The organism is Pseudomonas azerbaijanoccidentalis, assembly GCF_019145495.1.
Classification (GTDB): Bacteria; Pseudomonadota; Gammaproteobacteria; order Pseudomonadales; family Pseudomonadaceae; genus Aquipseudomonas; species Aquipseudomonas azerbaijanoccidentalis.
In genome coordinates, this window is record NZ_JAHSTU010000003.1 from 573462 (window position 1) to 589324 (window position 15863).

A 15863-nucleotide genomic window follows, 5' to 3' on the forward strand; every position below is an offset into this window, starting at 1 on the left:
TGTTGTAGAGACAGGTTATGGCGGTGGAGGGCGAGCGGCTTCGTCCGAATGGACTAGGGATCTGTGCCTGGCCAAAATCCCCTGTAGGAGCTGCCGAGTGCAACGAGGCTGCGATCTTTTGATTTTTAGAGCAAGGTCAAGAGATCGCAGCCTGCGGCAGCTCCTACAAAATTTGCGCATCAGCCACGGCGTGCTATGGCGCCCATGGCCATGAACAGCGCCGCAATCGCCCGGGCTTCATGCAGGTCGCCGCGGGCCACGAGTTCGGGGATTTGCGCCAGTGGCACGCTCAGGCATTCCAGGGGCTCGGGCTCATCGCCGACCAGTTGGCAGGGGCTCAGGTGTTCGGCCAGCACCACCCGGTAGCGATGGCACAAATGCCCCGGTGCCAATGTCAGCTCGCCCAGCTCAGTGAGGTGCGCGGCACGCAGTCCAACTTCTTCACTCAACTCACGCTGCGCCGCCTGCAAATAATCTTCATCGGGCTCGGCACCGCCCTTGGGCAATCCGAGTATGGTTTTCTCCACACCGACCGCGTATTCGCGCACCAGCAACACATGCGCTGGATCAGGCATCGCCACCAGCATCACCGAACGATAGCCGGTACCGCGCAATCGCTCGTAAACCCGCTGCTGGCCGTTGCTGAATTGCAGGTGCAGGGCTTCGATCTGAAAGTGGCCGCTTTGCGCGAGCAATTCAGTCTTGAGGATCGTCGGAGAGTTGCGCATGGGTCTGGCCCCTGTTTGGGATGAAGACACTGTGCGCCGCACCGCAAGGGCCGCCATCGTCCAAGCGGACGAGGGCGGTAAAGGACGTTAACCGAGCGTCGCCACGCTACGCAGGATCAGACGAACCAACATGGTCTGGCGGGTCACGCCGGTCTTGGAGAACGTCGAGCGCAAGTGGGCCCGCGAGGTGTTGCGGCTGATGCCTAGCTCTTCCGACGCTTCGTCGAGGGTCAAGCCGTTGGCCAGCAACATCGCCAGTTGAGTTTCCGCCGGGGTGAAGTCGAACAGCGCGCGAACGATATCCTGCGGCGCGGTGGATTGCTGCTCCGGGTCGCTGATGAAAATCACCACGGTCGGACACTGCTTGCCTTCGCTCCAGTCGCTCAAGGGCACCGAGCGCACGATGATCCCCAGGTCCGCTTTGCCGGACGGCCGCTGCACGCGCAGGGCCTCAACCACTGATGGATTACCGCTCTTTTGCGACAGCAGCGACTGCTTGACCAGTCGGCGGAATTCCTGGGTATCCCGGGCCGTACCGACCTGCAAGCCATCGTTGACCAGTTTGATCCCGTCCTTTTCCTGGATCAGCCGGTCGGCGACCTGGTTGGTCTGCAGCACCTTGCCGGACTCGTCGAGGATGATCGTGCCGACCGCCATCTGGTTCACCGCGCCCGCGTACAGGTTGCGCTCGGCTTCGATGCGGTTGAGCTGCATATGGATCTTGATCGAACGTTCCAGGTGTGGAATGAAATGCGTGAGCATGGCCTTTTCTTCATTGCCGAAAGGCTTGTCGTCACGTCCGCGACTGATGCGAATGCGGCACTGGGCGCCGTCGACGGTGTTGATGTCGGCGCCGAGGATGTGGAACACGTCCACCGGTTCGAGGAAGTTCTTGTAGAACTCGGAATTCTGCCAATCATCGTTGGAGACGAATTCGGCGAGGGTCACGACCTGGCGGTTAGGCAGGTCTACAAACGGATCGAGGCTGAAAAAATGTTTGTTGTACGACGCGGTCGCCTCGGTCGAGGTGCCGGTGGTGTTGACCATCAGGCCGTCCACGTGAGCGCTGGGCGGACGCAGGATGAAGGTCACGTACTTGCTGTTCAGATGCACATTGAGCTGATTGAGAAAAGTCGCCCAGGGAATGGTTTCCAGCGGTCCTTGATAAAGGTTGCCGAGCAAATCACTGAACGTATCGAGGCTGAGGCTCTGCTGCATAAGGAAAAACCGTTTTTATTATTAGCGTTGGCGGTGGCCGAGAATAAGCGCCGGTATCGACTCCTTGCAACGCTCGGGCTCAGGGCCTGACCGGCGGCTGCCAGTTAGGCCCGGGGCGGGCGAAAAGTCGCTGGCGTCAGACGGTTTCGCTGGCGCGCACAACATATTTCTTATGCTCGGCAACGTCCGCCGACAGCGCTTCGACGTCGGTGTAGAACTGCTCGTACCAACGCCGCAACTGATAGACCGGACCGTCGCCATCGCACAGCAGCGGGTTGTCGACGCGGGTCTTGCTGTGCCAGATCGCCACGTCTTCGTAGAAGGCGGCCTGCGCCTGCGCCACGTAGGCCTTGGCCATCGCCTGGTTCTGCTCTTCGCTCAAGCTCGGGATCTTTTTCACCAGCACGCCGTAGCGCAGGGTGAAACTGTCCAGGTCGATCGGCACATGGCAGTTGAGCAGGATCGAATGGATCGGCTGGCCGTTCATCGCACCTTTCATATCAGTGATCTGATACGCCGGGCCGAAGTAGGTCGCTTCGGTGCTCAACACGCTATCACCGGACAGACGCTCGCTGCGGGCGCGCATGATTTGCGTGGCCAAGTGGCCTTCGAACACGTTGATGAACTCGTCGACCGGCGCGCCGTGGACGGTGCCGAAATGTGCCATGTCGGCGATGTTGTCGATCAGTTCACGGCAGTTGGTGCCGATCTGCAACTCAGCCACTTCCCACGCCGCCCATTCGTCGCTGTAGCAGGCGTCGATGCGCGGAATGCGTTGTTCTGGCAGCGGCGGGTTGCCTTCGGGATCGTTCCAGACGAACAGAAGCTGGTTTTCTTCCATGATCGGCCAGCTCTTGATCTTGGCCCGTGGCGGGATGCGCTTGGCATAAGGGATGTCATCGCAAACGCCGTCGGCACCCCAGCGCCAGGCGTGGAATGGGCAGCGGATCGAGTTGCCTTCGACGCAACCGGTACTCAGGTCGGCGCCCATGTGCGGGCAGTAGCCATCGAGAATATGCAGGTCGCCGTCTTCACCCTGGAACGCCACCAAGCGGGTGCCGAACACCTCCAGGCGATGGGCCTTGCCGTCACGGTATTGCGCGGCCAGGCCCAGGCAATGCCAGCCACGGGCGTAGCGGTCTTCGAGCAGTTTGGCTTCGATGCGGTGCAGGGTACTCATCTTATTATTCTCCCAAGGGATCACGGGTTTGGCGCATGTAACGGATTCTGCCGCCCCTGTAAAAGCCGGCATCGTCTGAATGGACGATGGCTGCGTTAAGTAGGCCCGCTCTACTGGCGCCATTGGACCCATGGCAGGAGTTGGCGATGAGTAATGAACAAGGGCCGGTAGCGGTGATTACCGGGGCCGCCAGTGGTATTGGCCGCGGTCTGGCCGAACACGCGGCGACGCTGGGCATGCGCCTGGTGCTGGCGGATCGTGATGCGGCGGGGCTGCAAAGCCTGTGTGATGAATTAACGGTGGGTGGTGCACAAGCGATTGCCTGTGTCACCGATGTTGGCGATGTGGCGCAGGTCGAACGCTTGCGTGACCGCGCCGTCGAGCAATTCGGCGGTGTGGATTATCTGTTCAACAATGCCGGGGTCATGCAAACCGGTTTCAGCTGGGAAATCACCGGCGCGCAATGGCAGCGCATGCTCGACGTGAACCTGAGCGGCGTGATCAACGGCATTCGCAGTTTCGTGCCGCTTTTGTTGCGGCAGGGCCGAGCGGCGCATGTCATCAACACCGCGTCGCTTGCCGGGTTGGTCAGCAGCCCGTTGATGGCGCCGTACAACGTGACCAAGCAAGCGGTGGTCGCACTCTCGGAAACCCTGCATTACGAACTGGCCATGCTGGGCGCGCCGGTGTCGGTTTCGGTGCTGTGCCCGGGACCGGTCGCCAGCGAGATCATGGCCTCCAATCAAGTGGTGGACAGCGCTGGTTCGGACTTCAGTCAGTTGCTCGACAGCACCATTCGCCAAGGCATGACACCGGCCGAACTGGCGGCGCAGGTGTTCGCCGCCGTCGCCGAACAACGCTTCTGGATCCTGCCCCACAAAGGCTTCAAACCGGCGCTTGAACGGCGGCTGCAAAGCATCCTGCACGAGACCAATCCGCACTTCCAAATGACCGATGTAGAAGGAGACACCCATGCCACTCGATAAACAGATCGCTGGGGTGCTCCAGCAGTTTCGCGACATTCCCGAACCCGATTTCAGCCAGGTCGATGCCGTCCAATACCGGCAGTTTTCCGATAACTTGCTGCCGGCCATTCCTGGCGATCCGATGATTGAAGTGCGTGAGCTGCGGGTAGCCGGCGCAGCGGGGGAGCTGGATGCGCGGCTGTATCGGCCTCTGGACGAGAGCAACTTGCCGCTGCTGGTGTTTTTCCACGGCGGTGGTTTTGTCATCGGCAACCTCGATACCCATGACAACCTTTGCCGCTCACTGGCGCGCCAGGCTGAGGCGGTGGTGGTGTCTGTCGCTTACCGGTTGGCGCCGGAGAATCATTTTCCGGCGGCCCCGCTCGATTGTTACGCCGCCACTTGCTGGCTGGTGGAAAACGCTGCGGCGCTGGGTGTCGATGGTCGCCGACTGGCGCTGGCCGGCGACAGTGCAGGCGGCAACCTGGCACTGGCGGTCAGCCAATTGGCGGCGCAACGAAAGGGGCCGAAGATCAGTTACCAATGCCTGTTTTATCCGGTGACCGATGCGCGTTGTGACAGCCAGTCCTACGAAGATTTCGCCGAAGGCTATCTGCTCAGCAGCGCGATGATGTACTGGTTCTGGCAGCAATATCTGCAGGACACCGGGCAGGGTGATGATCCCTTGGCTTCACCGCTGCGTGCCGAAGCACTGGCCGATATGCCGCCAACGACGTTGATCACGGCAGAATTCGACCCCTTGCGCGATGAAGGCGAGGCGTTTGCCCGCCGTCTGCTTCAGGCTGGCGTGTCGGTGCGGCTGCAACGCTGCGAGGGCATGACGCATGGCTTCATCAGCATGGCGCCCTTTGTCGAACGCGCCGCAGTGGCGCTGGCCGACGCGGCAGCCGACCTGCGCAGGGCATTCAATTGAACGGCGCGGCGAACCTTGCGTTCGACAGCGTGCCGCAGTTGATCGATGCCATCGCGGCCGGGCAAATGGTGGTGATTACCGACGACGAACACAACGGTGAAGGCTCGCTGTTGATGGCCGCCGAACAGGCCGGGGCCGCAGCGGTCACCTTCATGGCCGTGCAGGCACGCGGGTTGATTTGCCTGGCGCTGACCGAGCCACGTTGCCGCGCATTGGGGCTGGATTTGATGGTGCCCAATTCCCGAGCGCAGCACGGCGTGGGGTTTACCCGTTCGATCGAAGCGGCGACCGGGGTGTCCACCGGCATTTCGGCGGCAGACCGCGCGCGTTCGATTCAAGTGGCGGTCGACCCGGCCAGTGGTCCGGCAGACCTGGTGCAGCCGGGGCATATCTTTCCGGTGCAAGCCTTGCCCGGCGGGGTCATGCAGCGTGCCGGGCATGTCGAGGCCGCGTGCGACCTGACGCGTCTGGCGGGCCTGCAACCGGCGGCCACGCTGGTGGGGATTCTCAACGAGGACGGCGAACTGGCGCGGGGTGTTGAGTTGCACGACTTCGCCCATCGCCATGGCCTGCGGATCGGCAGCATCGCCGACCTGATCCACTACCGCATCCTGCATGAAGGCACGATTGAGCGCGGTGACGAATATCCACTACACACTCGGCATGGCGAATTCCGGGTGACGGCCTATCAGGACACTTATCAAGGTGCACTGCACCTGGCGCTGGTCAAAGGCCGGATCGACAGCACGCAGCCAGTGCTGGTGCGGGTGCAAAGCATCGAGACCTTGCGCGATGCGCTGGGCTGCGAAAGCGAAGCCGGGCCACAGCAGTGGACGCTGGAGCGTTCGCTGGCAAGCATTGCCGCGGCCGGTTCTGGTGTGCTGGTGCTGCTGGCGCAAAAAGAAACGGCCGATGGTGTGCTGGAACAGTTGCGTCAACGCAGCGGCGGCAAGCCGCGTACACCGCAATTTCCGCAACGGACGTTGGGTGTTGGCGCACAAATCCTGCGCGACCAGAACGTGCGCAAAATGCGCCTGATGAGTTCGCCAGTGCCGTACAAGGCCGTGTCCGGGTTTGATCTGGAAGTGACGGAATTCATACCGTTCCAATCGGTGAATTGAGTTAGACCTGACAGATCGCAGCCCGCGGCAGCTCCTACAGGATCGGGTTTTCACACGGTCGATGGAGGAGCTGCCGCAGGCTGCGATCTTTTGTTTCTGCCTTAAGGCTTGATCCCCCGCAACATCTTCCTCGCCAGATCCTGCTCCGCTTCGGGGGCGGTCATGTTGCCGTCGATCACGGTGATCACCGCGTGCCCTTGCCACAGTTGATAGGCATCGGCCTTTTGCTGGGTGGCGGTCGGGGTCGATGGTGGGGCGAGGTTGACGTGGACCACGCCGTCGGTGCCGCGTTGTGAAGTGAAGTTCACGCGGTCCCAATTACCGATCGGGGCAAAGCTCACGCCTTTGACCTCTTCAGGCTTGAGCGGCGGGTAGTTGAGGTTCAGGCCGTTGACACCTGGCAGACCGAGCACGTTCAGGTCGCAGCCGTGTTTGTTCTTCGCACACGCCTGTTTGGCCTCAGCGCCGGCAAGGCTCGCCTGCTCAATGACCTTCACCGCAAACTGCGCCGTGTCGTCCATGGCGCCGAGGGTCTTGCGATAGCCGGCCTGTTGATCGCGAATGATCAGGTCCATGTCGATGGCCGTGGACACTGCCACCGCCGGAATCCCTTTGAACATTGCACGCACGGCAGCATTGAGGGTGCCGGACATCTGCGTCAGCGGGCCGACGTTTTCGCCAAAGTTGCTGCCCGAGACCACCAGGTCTGGTGGCGAATCCTTGAGGACCACATCGAGCCCGACATTGACTGCATCCACCGGCGTGCCGATGGCGGAAGTCTTGCCGGCAGGTGCGGCATAGCCCTGCGGCGGGCCGACGCAGAATTTGCCCGGCGCCAGTTCCGTCACCGCCAAAGCCTGGCCAGGCACCACCACGCTCGCAGCGCTGATGCCACTGCTGTCATTCAGCGGGCCGACCAAAGTGACCTTGTGCCCGGCCGCCGTCAGCGCGCGATACATCGCATCAATGCCGGGCGCGCGGCAGCCATCGTCGTTGGTCAGCAGGATGTTCAGGGCGTTGGCCTGCATCGACAGGCCGACGCTGGCCACGGCGATAACGCCAGTGAGCAGTTTGTTCATGGGGAGTTTTCCGTAAAAGGGCAGGTATAGAAAAGCACAACGCCCCGACCGAATAAATCGGTCGGGGCGCGGTGGGTTTAGCGGGTGCCGAGTTTGCGCAAGTTGCCAGGGGTGAATTCGTCTTCGGTGAAGGCGGTGGCGTTGAGCTTGGCCGGTTTCTGATCGATCAGCATCCGGTCAACCAGATACGAGCCGGCGATCAGGTCGTGGTAAATGCCGAGGCGAGCGTGGTAACGCTGCATTTCGTACGCATAGATCGAGGTCTGCATGTTGGTGCGCCACAATTGCCCGCGGCTGTCGTAGTTGTCGGCGAGGGTGGCCGCCCAGGTGTCTTCGTCCAGGTACATCACGCGTTTGGCGTAGATGTGCCGGGCACCTTCCTTGAGGGTCGCTTGCAGCACCCAGACGCGGTGCTTTTCATAGCGCATGTACTGCGGATCGATGTGGCCAGTGGTCGACAGGATCTGGTCGGTGCTGACACTCGGATCGTCAATCTTGTAGTTGTGGTACGGGATGTAGATTTCTTTTTTACCGACGATGGTCCAGTTGTAGCGGTCTGGCGCACCGTTGAACAAACGGTCTTCGTCATAGACACGGAAGCCACCGGCACCGGTCGGCGAGTCGTAGCCCACGGTCGGTGCACGGCGTACGCGGCGTTGGCCCGGGCTGTACTGCCAGGCCTGGCGTGGAGAGGCTGTCGGGTTGATGAACTCGTGGCCAACGACGATCTCGCCTTTCTTGCGCACCGGTTCCAGGGTGGTGATCAGGAAGTTGGTGAGGATGCCGTTGGCGCTTTCCAGGGTTCTGTCCGGGTCGGACCAGATCGAGAAGATCTTGTAGTTGACCTCTTCGATCACCCGCTCTTTGTTCGAGTAGACCACGGCCTGCCGATAGTTGGCTTCTTCGGCAGCGGCGCGGCCGGCGAGGGTGTGGTTGAACATCAACTCGCTGCCGTTTTTCGGAATCGGAAACGGCGAACCGGCCCAGGCGTTTTTGGTGTCGTTGTTGTCGTTGGCCAGTTCGGCATTGACGGCGTTGTGCTTGACCGCCTCGACCAGTTTCGGATCGACGCGGAAATCGCGATGGCTTGGGTAGACCGGGATCTTGAAGGTGTCCGGGTAGCGCTTGAGCAGCGCCTTCTGGCCGTCGGTCAGGTTGTCGGCGTACTTGTCCATGTTCTTGGAGTCGATCACGAACAACGGTTTTTCCGACGCATACGGGTCCGGGTAGGGCGTGCCGGGGCCGGCGAATTTCAGCCCCGGTGGCAAGCCGAGCCATTTACCGCTCCAGGCCGGAATACTGCCGTCGGCGTTGCCGGCCTTTTCGGCGCCCATCGGGGTCAGGTCCTGACCCAGGCGGGCGGCTTCTTCGTTGCTGATTTTGGCGTACGCCAGGCCGCTGCCGAGCAGACCGACACTCAGCGCCGTACTTAATAGTGTTTGGGTGAATCTGGACATGCTGTGCTCCTCCGATTGGGGAATCAGAACCGGTATTTGAAGTTGAGCGCGACGTTGTCGCGGTCGGCCAACGGGCTGTTGTTGGCATTGCCGAGGTAGGCGTTGTAGCGGGCCTCGACGGTGAAGTTGCCCAGGTAACGCCACGAGCTGCCGATGCTCGCGCGGTCGTCGCCCTGGCCAGAGTTGATCGAACCCACCAGGGCGCTGTCATGCTGGGCGGCGGTGCTGTAAGTCACTGGCACGGCCATGTCCCAACCGCTGAATACGTTGTTGTAATCAAGGTTGACCTGGACCGTGTAGCCCCAGGCATCGCGGTCGTAGACCAGGCTGTCGGTGCCCGGCAGGGTGAAGCCAGGGGCCAGCGTTACCGGCGTCGATTTGTCGTTGCTGAGCACGGTGTTGTAGACGACTTCACCCGTCAGGGTGGTGTTGTCTGCCCAGGACGTCGGGCCAACCACGTAGATTGCCGAGGTCTGCGCTTGCAGGGTCTCGCCTCGCACCGGGCTGGAAAACCCGTTGTCGACCATCACCGGCGAACCGTCGCGGTAGCTGACTTCACCGGCCCAGCTCACATCGCCGATAACAGTGGAAAAACTGGCGCCATACAGGTCGATGTTGTCGAAGTAGCGTGCACGGTAATGGCCCAGGTCCGACTGGAAGTCCAGCGACGGGGTCTTGTCGTGGTAGCGCGAGTAGTAGATGCCGAACTCTGTGTTGTTCAGCGACTCGGCGGCATAGGTGAAGGCCACACCGTACTGGCCGCTGTCACTTGGTTTGTCATCGCCCAGGCGCGTGAGGAAACCACTGGCATCGTTGAAACCACCCTCGTCGATGTAGTCGGTGGTGGAGAAGTAACTGCCGACACCGAACAGTTCGGTCTTCTCCCATTTGTATTGGTAGTAGGCCTGGATATCGAGACTGTCAGTGAGGCTGAACTGGGTGAACAGTTGCCCGACCGGTAGCAGGATTTCCTTGACCTCGACACCCGGGGTGGTCGACTTGGTCGCATCCACCGGGCTTTGGGCGGCGGAAATGCCCGGGTAGAACAGGCTCTCACCCCAGCTCACAACCTGGTTACCCAGACGCGCGTTGAGGTTGTGGCCGCCGATGTCCCAGGTGCCGTAGGCGTAGTAATCGAGCATGCGCAATTCATCGCGATGCTGATCGATGGTGTCCTGGGAAAAACGGTCGGAGCGGTTGCAGTGGCCCCCGGCGAAGCAGTTCGATGTGCCGGTGTCGTTGTCGTTGCCCCGGTCGTAGACGTTGTCGTAGAAACCGGTGGCGCGAACGAACACCCCGTAGTCTTCACGCCACTTGATGTTGGCTTCGGTGAGGAAACCGCTGCGGTTGTTGATCAGGCTGTTTCTGTCGAACGCGTTGTCGCCGTCGTTGCCATTGGCATTGGCGACCAGCTTGTGGTCGCGCGATTCGGTGCGCCACGCCAGGCTGTAGGTCAGTGTCGTGTCCCAGTCGACGCTCAAATCATCGCTGGGCTGAAAGCTCATCGCGTTGACTTGAGTGCTCAGTCCGCCAGCCAGCAACAGCATGGCCAGTTGTGTACGCGGCTGCAGATAGTGTGGGGCGATTATTGTTTTTATCATGTCGTCCTCATGCCCAGGTCAGGCCACGCCGACCTGCATTTCAGGGGGGTTATGGGTGCTGTGGGCGACTATGGAGTCACGACTTGCGCGCAACATCGTCCAAGCGGACTAAGCGATTTGCACGGGAACACCAGATCCATGTAGGAGCTGCCGAAGGCTGCGATCTTTTGACTTTGCTTTGAAAAATCAAAAGATCGCAGCCTCGTTGCACTCGACAGCTCCTACAGGGGATCAAGTGCGCTCCAGTCTGTGGCTTAGTCCCATCGGACGATGAACACCCGGCCCGTGCGGCGAACAATCCCGAGACCGACTGCACCGGGCGAAGATCCGGCAGCGGCGGTTTTTGCCTGATGGGCGCTGAACAAGGGTGACCGCATGAACGCTGCCGGGATCAAATGGGATGAGTGTTGCGATGTACTGGTGATTGGCTCCGGCGCGGGGGGCATGACCGCTGCGTTGCGCGCCCACGACCTGGGCCTGAATGCGCTGCTGATCGAGAAAAGCGGCGAGTATGGCGGCACGTCGGCGGTGTCCGGCGGCGGCATCTGGATCCCCAACAACCACCGGATCAACGCCATCGGTGGCAGTGATTCGGCGGCTGAAGCGATTGCCTACATCCGCGCCGTGACCCATGGCGAGATCAACGACGGGCGCATCGAGGCCTATGTCGAACATGGCCGCGAAATGGTCGAATACCTGGAACAAAACACCCGCGTGCGCTTCGAAGCGCAACCGCGTTATGCCGATTACTACCCGGAAGTCGAGGGCGGCAAACCGGGCTATCGCTCGATGGATCCACAGCCGTTTGATGCCGCTGAACTCGGCGAAGAGTTTCTGCGCATGCGTGCGCCATCTCCCGGTACCCTGATGATGGGGCGCATGGCGATGACCATGAAAGAGGCACAGGTGTTGCTGTGCCGTGGCCCTGGTTGGCTGCGCCTGACGTTGCGGGTGATGTGGCGTTATTGGAAGGACCGAGAAGGGCGGCGCATGTCCCGCCGCGACCGCTATTTGACCCTGGGCAACGCTCTGATCGGTGCCTTGCGTTGTTCGTTGCAGGATCGTGGTAAGTCGCTGTGGCTCAACTGTGCGCTGGAAGAACTGCTGCTGGTCGGTGATCGTGTGGGTGGTGCGCGGGTCAATCGCAACGGGCGGTTGCTCAACGTCAAGGCACGCTACGGCGTGATCATTGCCGCCGGTGGTTTCGAGCGTAATCAGGCGATGCGTGAGCAGTATTTGCCGCAACCGTCCAAGGCGGATTGGAGCGCCACGCCGCCAAACAACACCGGCGACGGCATTCGCGCCGGCCAGGCCATCGGTGCGCGGACTGCGTTGATGGAACACAGCTGGTGGGCGCCGACCACTTACGTGCGCGGCGAAGAAAAACAGCGCGCATTGTTTGTCGAACGAACCTTGCCGGGTTGTGTGATGGTCAACGCGGCGGGCGAGCGTTTCGTCAACGAGGCCGCGCCCTATACCGACATCGTCTACGCGATGTACGCCAACAACCGTGAAGGTGCCGCGAGCGTGCCGTGCTGGATGGTGTTCGACGCCGAGTTTCGCCGCAAATACCCGTGCGGCGCCTTGTTGCCGGGCTATGCCCAGCGCGATTGGCAACTGCCAGAGCACCTGCGCGACTACTTCCACAAGGCGTCGAGCCTGGAAGAGCTGGCGACGAAGATCGGCGTCGACTCTGGCGGGCTGGTGCGCACCGTGCAGCGCTTCAACGGCATGGCCGTGCAGGGCGCCGACTTGGATTTCCACAAGGGCGAGTCGCTGTTCGACCGCTACTACGGCGACCCGAACGTGCAACCCAATCCGTGCCTTGCGCCGCTACTCAAGGGGCCGTTCTACGCCGTGCGCATCGATGCCGGCGACATCGGCACCAAGGGTGGTTTGCTGACCGACGTGCATGCCCGTGTGTTGCATGAAGACGGAGAGCCAATCAATGGGCTGTACGCCATCGGCAACAGCGCCGCGTCGATGATGGGGCGTACCTATCCGGGCGCCGGTTCGACCATTGGTCCGGCCATGACCTTCGGTTACCTGGCGGCGAATCACATCAAGCGTCAGAGCGAAACCGCTTCGGCAAAAACCTTGTTCGGGAGTGTTGAATGAATCAGCCACGTCAACAAATTGCTGTCGTTACCGGCGCCAGTCGTGGGGTAGGGCGAGGCATCGCCCTGGCCTTGGGGGCGGCGGACATGACGGTGTATATCACCGGCCGCGCACCGGAGCGGGGTGGGTCGAATTTATACGGGCATGCCTTGAACGGTTCGCTGGAGGACACCGCTGCCGCAATCACCGCTGCCGGTGGGCGCGGTATCGCAGTGGTCTGTGATCACGCCGATGATGCGCAGGTTCAGACGCTGTTTGCCCGAATAGAAGCCGAGTGCGGGCATCTGGATTTGTTGGTGAACAACGCGGCGTTCATCCATGACCGGTTGATTGAGCCAGGGCCGTTTTGGGGCAAGCCGCTGGAGTTGGTGCGCATTCTTGACGTCGGTCTGCGCTCGGCCTACATCGCCAGTTTCTACGCGGCACCGTTGTTGCTGAAAAGTGATCAGGGGCTGATTTGCTTTACCTCTTCGTTCGGTGCCGGGTGCTACATGCACGGCCCGGCGTACGGCGCGCAGAAGGCCGGCGTCGACAAGCTGGCCGCCGACATGGCGATCGATTTCGAAGGGCACGGAGTGGCGGCGTTGTCGCTGTGGCTCGGCCCACAATTGACTGAGCGTACGAAGATTGCCGGTGAGGTCCATGGGGAGCAGTACCAGGCGTTTCTGGCCGACGCTGAAACCCCGCAGTTCAACGGGCGGATAATTCATGCGTTGCTCAATGATCCGCAGTTGATGGCGTTGTCCGGGCAGACCCTGATCACCGCCGAAATCGCACCGGCTTACGGCGTCTGCGAAGCCGAAGGGCGCCAGCCACCGTCCCACCGCGCCATGTTAGGTGACCCGCGTCAGCAGCATCCATCGCGGGTGGTCTGAAACAAGCAAAAGATCGCAGCCTTCGGCACCCCTGTAGGAGCTGCCGAAGGCTGCGATCTTTTTTGAGGCCCCGGTCTTAATTGACTGGCTGCAACGCCCACTCGCGCAACACATTCTTGGTCACTTTGCCCGCCGCATTGATCGGCATCTTCTCCAACACCCGAACCCGGCGCGGCACCTTGTAGTTGGCCATCTGCTCACGGCACCAGGCAAGGAACCGCACCTGCTCGATCTCGACGCCGGGCGCGGGCAACAGGAACGCCATCGCCACCTCACCCATGCGCTCATCGGGAATACCGATCACCGCTGCCTGGGCCACGCCCGGATAGGTCAGCAGGCACTGTTCGATCTCCGCCGGGTACACATTGAAACCGCCGGTGATGAACATGTCCTTGAGGCGATCAGTGATGCGCAAATACCCCTGTTCATCGAGCATGCCGATGTCGCCGGTGTGCAGCCAGCCGTCGGCATCAAGAATCTCCTGGCTGGCTTCGGGGTTGTTGAGATAACCCTGCATCAGGTTGTAGCCGCGAATTTGCACTTCACCGGGAATGTTCGCCGGCTGGCTGCGACCGTTGTTGCCGACACAGCGCACTTCTACGCCAGGCATGGCCCGGCCGCTGGTATTGGCGACCAGTTCCGCGGAATCACCGGAGCGGCAGATCGTGGCGAAACCGCAGACTTCCGTCAGGCCATACGCGGTGACGATGGTGGCGAATCCCAGTTCGTCGCGCATGCGGTGGATCATCTCCACGGGAATCGCTGCCGCCCCGGTCACTGCTACCCGCAATGAGCTCAGGTCGAATTCACTGCGTTGCGGATGGGCCAGCAACGATTGATACAGCGTCGGCGGCCCTGGCAGCACGGTGACGCGCTCGCGCTGCACACACTCGAGTACCGCCTGCACATCGAACACTTGCTGCGGCAGGATCGTGCAGCCGCGCATCAGCGCCGCCAGCCAACCGGCCTTGTAGCCGAACGAGTGGAAGAACGGATTGACGATCAGGTAGCGATCGCCCTCGCGCAAACCGACGATATCGCTCCAGTCGCGCACGATGCGCAGGTTCTGGCCGTGGCTGGTCATCACGCCTTTGGGTTTGCCGGTAGTGCCCGAGGTGAACAGCACGTCGGACAGGGCCTGCGGGCCAACGTTCTGTTCGCGGGTGCGCAAGGCCAGGTGCGGCACGTCGACGCCCAGATCCATAAACCGTTCCCAGGCCAGGGTGCCCGAGTTGGCGCTGCGCAAGCTGACGATGTGGCGCAGCTCAGGCAGGTCTTCCGCCGCCAGCATGCCGGGGTAGTCCGCGCCGAGGAATTCGCCGATGACAAACAGTACGCAGGTGCCACTTTCGCGCAGGATGTAGCCGGCCTCGCTGCCTTTCATCCGGGTATTGAGCGGCACCAAGGCAGCGCCGACACTTTGCAGAGCGCTGGCGGCGACGATCCATTCCCACACGTTGGGCGCCCAGATCGCCACGCGGTCCCCGACCTGTACGTCAAGGGCCAGCAGTGCGCGGGCAGCTTGGCGCCGCAGTTGGTCCAGTTGTCGATAGCTGATGACGTGACCCGCGTCCTCGATGGCCGGGCGGTCGCCGTAGGCCTGGGCAGCGTTGGCGAACAGTTGAGCGATGGTCAGTGCGGTGGCGACAGGCGGCATGGGGCCTCCCCGGTTAGAAGACATTGACGAAATGAAGGGAGAGGGCCGGGCAGGGCGCCCGGCCGTATAACGAATTACTGGGCGGGCGGGGCGAAACGGCGACCGGCGGAGAAGCCACCGTCCACGGCGATCATCTGGCCGCTGACAAAGGACGCTTCGTCTGAGGCCAGGAACAGTGCGACGTTGGCCACCTCTTCCGGCTGCCCGGAGCGGCTGAGCATGTGCTGGGAGGCGAAGAAAGCGTGGAACGCGTCATTGTCACGGACCATGCTGGTCATCGGCGTTTCGATCAGGCCCGGGCACAGGCCGTTGACGCGAATGTTGGCATAGCCGTAGTCGATGGCCATCGAACGGGTCAGCTGATTGATCCCGCCCTTGGACACGTTGTACGCCACGTTGCCGTCGCAGCCTTGCAGGCCGAAGATCGAACCGACGTTGATGATCGAGCCATTGCGTTGTTCAACCATCGACGCCAGCGCGTATTTGCTGGTGAGCATGCTGCCGGTCAGGTTGATGTCCATCACCCGTTGCCAGTTGGCGGTGGTGGTCTGGGTTACGCTGCCCTGGTCGGCGACGCCGGCGGCGTTGACCAGTACGTCGATGCGTCCGAAGTGGCTGATGACTTCTTGCATGACCTGCTGTACCTGCGCTTCGTCGCGCACGTCCAGGGTCATGAACAGGCCGGGAAAGTCTGCCGGTGCGCTGCCGATGTCCAGCCCGACCACTTGCGCACCTTCGGCCGCGAAACGGCGCACGCAAGCCAGACCGATCCCCGAAGCGCCGCCGGTGACCACCGCGACCTTATTCTGCAAACGAGCCATAACTGCACCTCTTTATTGTTGTGGGCTAATGCTGTGGCCGAGTCTAACCGCAGACCGGGCCGGACATGATCGTCCGTTGAGACTATGGCGACAGAGCGCCTCAATCGAC

The 15863-nt window shown here is 61.6% G+C and carries 13 protein-coding genes; 5 read left to right on the forward strand and 8 right to left on the reverse strand.

Annotation, left to right across the window (positions count from 1 at the left end):
- Positions 1-179: 179 nt before the first annotated feature.
- The 3 genes from nudE to KVG88_RS13365 all read right to left on the reverse strand — a co-directional run bounded on the left by nudE (position 180) and on the right by KVG88_RS13365 (position 3126).
- Complete coding sequence (gene nudE, locus KVG88_RS13355) at positions 180-728, reverse strand: ADP compounds hydrolase NudE (RefSeq protein WP_217871694.1); 549 nt, start codon at positions 726-728, stop codon at positions 180-182.
- 87 nt (positions 729-815) lie between these two features.
- Complete coding sequence (locus KVG88_RS13360) at positions 816-1946, reverse strand: helix-turn-helix transcriptional regulator (protein ID WP_056722410.1); 1131 nt, start codon at positions 1944-1946, stop codon at positions 816-818.
- Between the two features lie 136 nt (positions 1947-2082).
- On the reverse strand, positions 2083-3126 hold the full coding sequence (locus KVG88_RS13365) for a 3-ketosteroid-9-alpha-monooxygenase, oxygenase component (protein ID WP_217871695.1): 1044 nt from the start codon (positions 3124-3126) through the stop codon (positions 2083-2085).
- A 146-nt stretch (positions 3127-3272) separates the two neighbouring features.
- Here KVG88_RS13365 and KVG88_RS13370 point away from each other — a divergent pair, with 146 nt between their 5' ends.
- From KVG88_RS13370 to KVG88_RS13380, 3 genes are read left to right on the forward strand one after another with little or no spacing between them, the layout of a single operon-like run.
- Positions 3273-4112: an SDR family NAD(P)-dependent oxidoreductase gene (locus KVG88_RS13370; protein ID WP_217871696.1), complete on the forward strand. Its 840-nt coding sequence runs from the start codon at positions 3273-3275 to the stop codon at positions 4110-4112.
- The gene (gene lipP1 / locus KVG88_RS13375; protein ID WP_217871697.1) at positions 4099-5025 is read left to right on the forward strand and encodes a LipP1 family hormone-sensitive lipase; all 927 of its coding nucleotides are present in this window, start codon (positions 4099-4101) and stop codon (positions 5023-5025) included. Before KVG88_RS13370 ends, lipP1 begins: the two co-directional genes overlap by 14 nt.
- Positions 5022-6146 carry a 3,4-dihydroxy-2-butanone-4-phosphate synthase gene (locus tag KVG88_RS13380; protein ID WP_225933975.1) on the forward strand — a complete coding sequence of 375 codons (1125 nt, stop codon included), beginning with the start codon at positions 5022-5024 and terminating at the stop codon, positions 6144-6146. The genes lipP1 and KVG88_RS13380 overlap by 4 nt, the downstream gene beginning before the upstream one ends.
- A 101-nt stretch (positions 6147-6247) precedes the next feature.
- On the opposite strand, the gene surE is transcribed toward KVG88_RS13380, so the two are convergent.
- From surE to KVG88_RS13395, 3 genes are all read right to left on the reverse strand, one after another.
- A complete protein-coding gene (gene surE, locus KVG88_RS13385) occupies positions 6248-7225 on the reverse strand; it encodes a 5'/3'-nucleotidase SurE (protein WP_217871698.1) in 978 nt (325 codons plus the stop codon).
- A gap of 77 nt (positions 7226-7302) precedes the next feature.
- A complete protein-coding gene (locus KVG88_RS13390) occupies positions 7303-8682 on the reverse strand; it encodes a DUF1329 domain-containing protein (RefSeq protein ID WP_217871699.1) in 1380 nt (459 codons plus the stop codon).
- Positions 8683-8705: 23 nt separating this feature from the next.
- Positions 8706-10283 carry a DUF1302 domain-containing protein gene (locus KVG88_RS13395; protein WP_217871700.1) on the reverse strand — a complete coding sequence of 526 codons (1578 nt, stop codon included), beginning with the start codon at positions 10281-10283 and terminating at the stop codon, positions 8706-8708.
- A gap of 375 nt (positions 10284-10658) precedes the next feature.
- On the opposite strand from KVG88_RS13395, the gene KVG88_RS13400 reads away from it, so the two are divergent.
- Both KVG88_RS13400 and KVG88_RS13405 read left to right on the forward strand, forming a co-directional pair.
- Positions 10659-12401, forward strand: a complete 1743-nt coding sequence (locus KVG88_RS13400) for an FAD-binding protein (RefSeq protein WP_217871701.1) — start codon at positions 10659-10661, stop codon at positions 12399-12401.
- The gene (locus KVG88_RS13405) at positions 12398-13276 is read left to right on the forward strand and encodes an SDR family NAD(P)-dependent oxidoreductase (RefSeq protein WP_217871702.1); all 879 of its coding nucleotides are present in this window, start codon (positions 12398-12400) and stop codon (positions 13274-13276) included. Before KVG88_RS13400 ends, KVG88_RS13405 begins: the two co-directional genes overlap by 4 nt.
- A gap of 76 nt (positions 13277-13352) precedes the next feature.
- Here the strand turns inward: KVG88_RS13405 and KVG88_RS13410 are convergent, their stop codons facing one another.
- Positions 13353-14933, reverse strand: a complete 1581-nt coding sequence (locus KVG88_RS13410) for a FadD3 family acyl-CoA ligase (RefSeq protein WP_217871703.1) — start codon at positions 14931-14933, stop codon at positions 13353-13355.
- Between the two features lie 74 nt (positions 14934-15007).
- A complete protein-coding gene (locus KVG88_RS13415; protein WP_217871704.1) occupies positions 15008-15754 on the reverse strand; it encodes an SDR family NAD(P)-dependent oxidoreductase in 747 nt (248 codons plus the stop codon).
- Between the last annotated feature and the right edge of the window lie 109 nt (positions 15755-15863).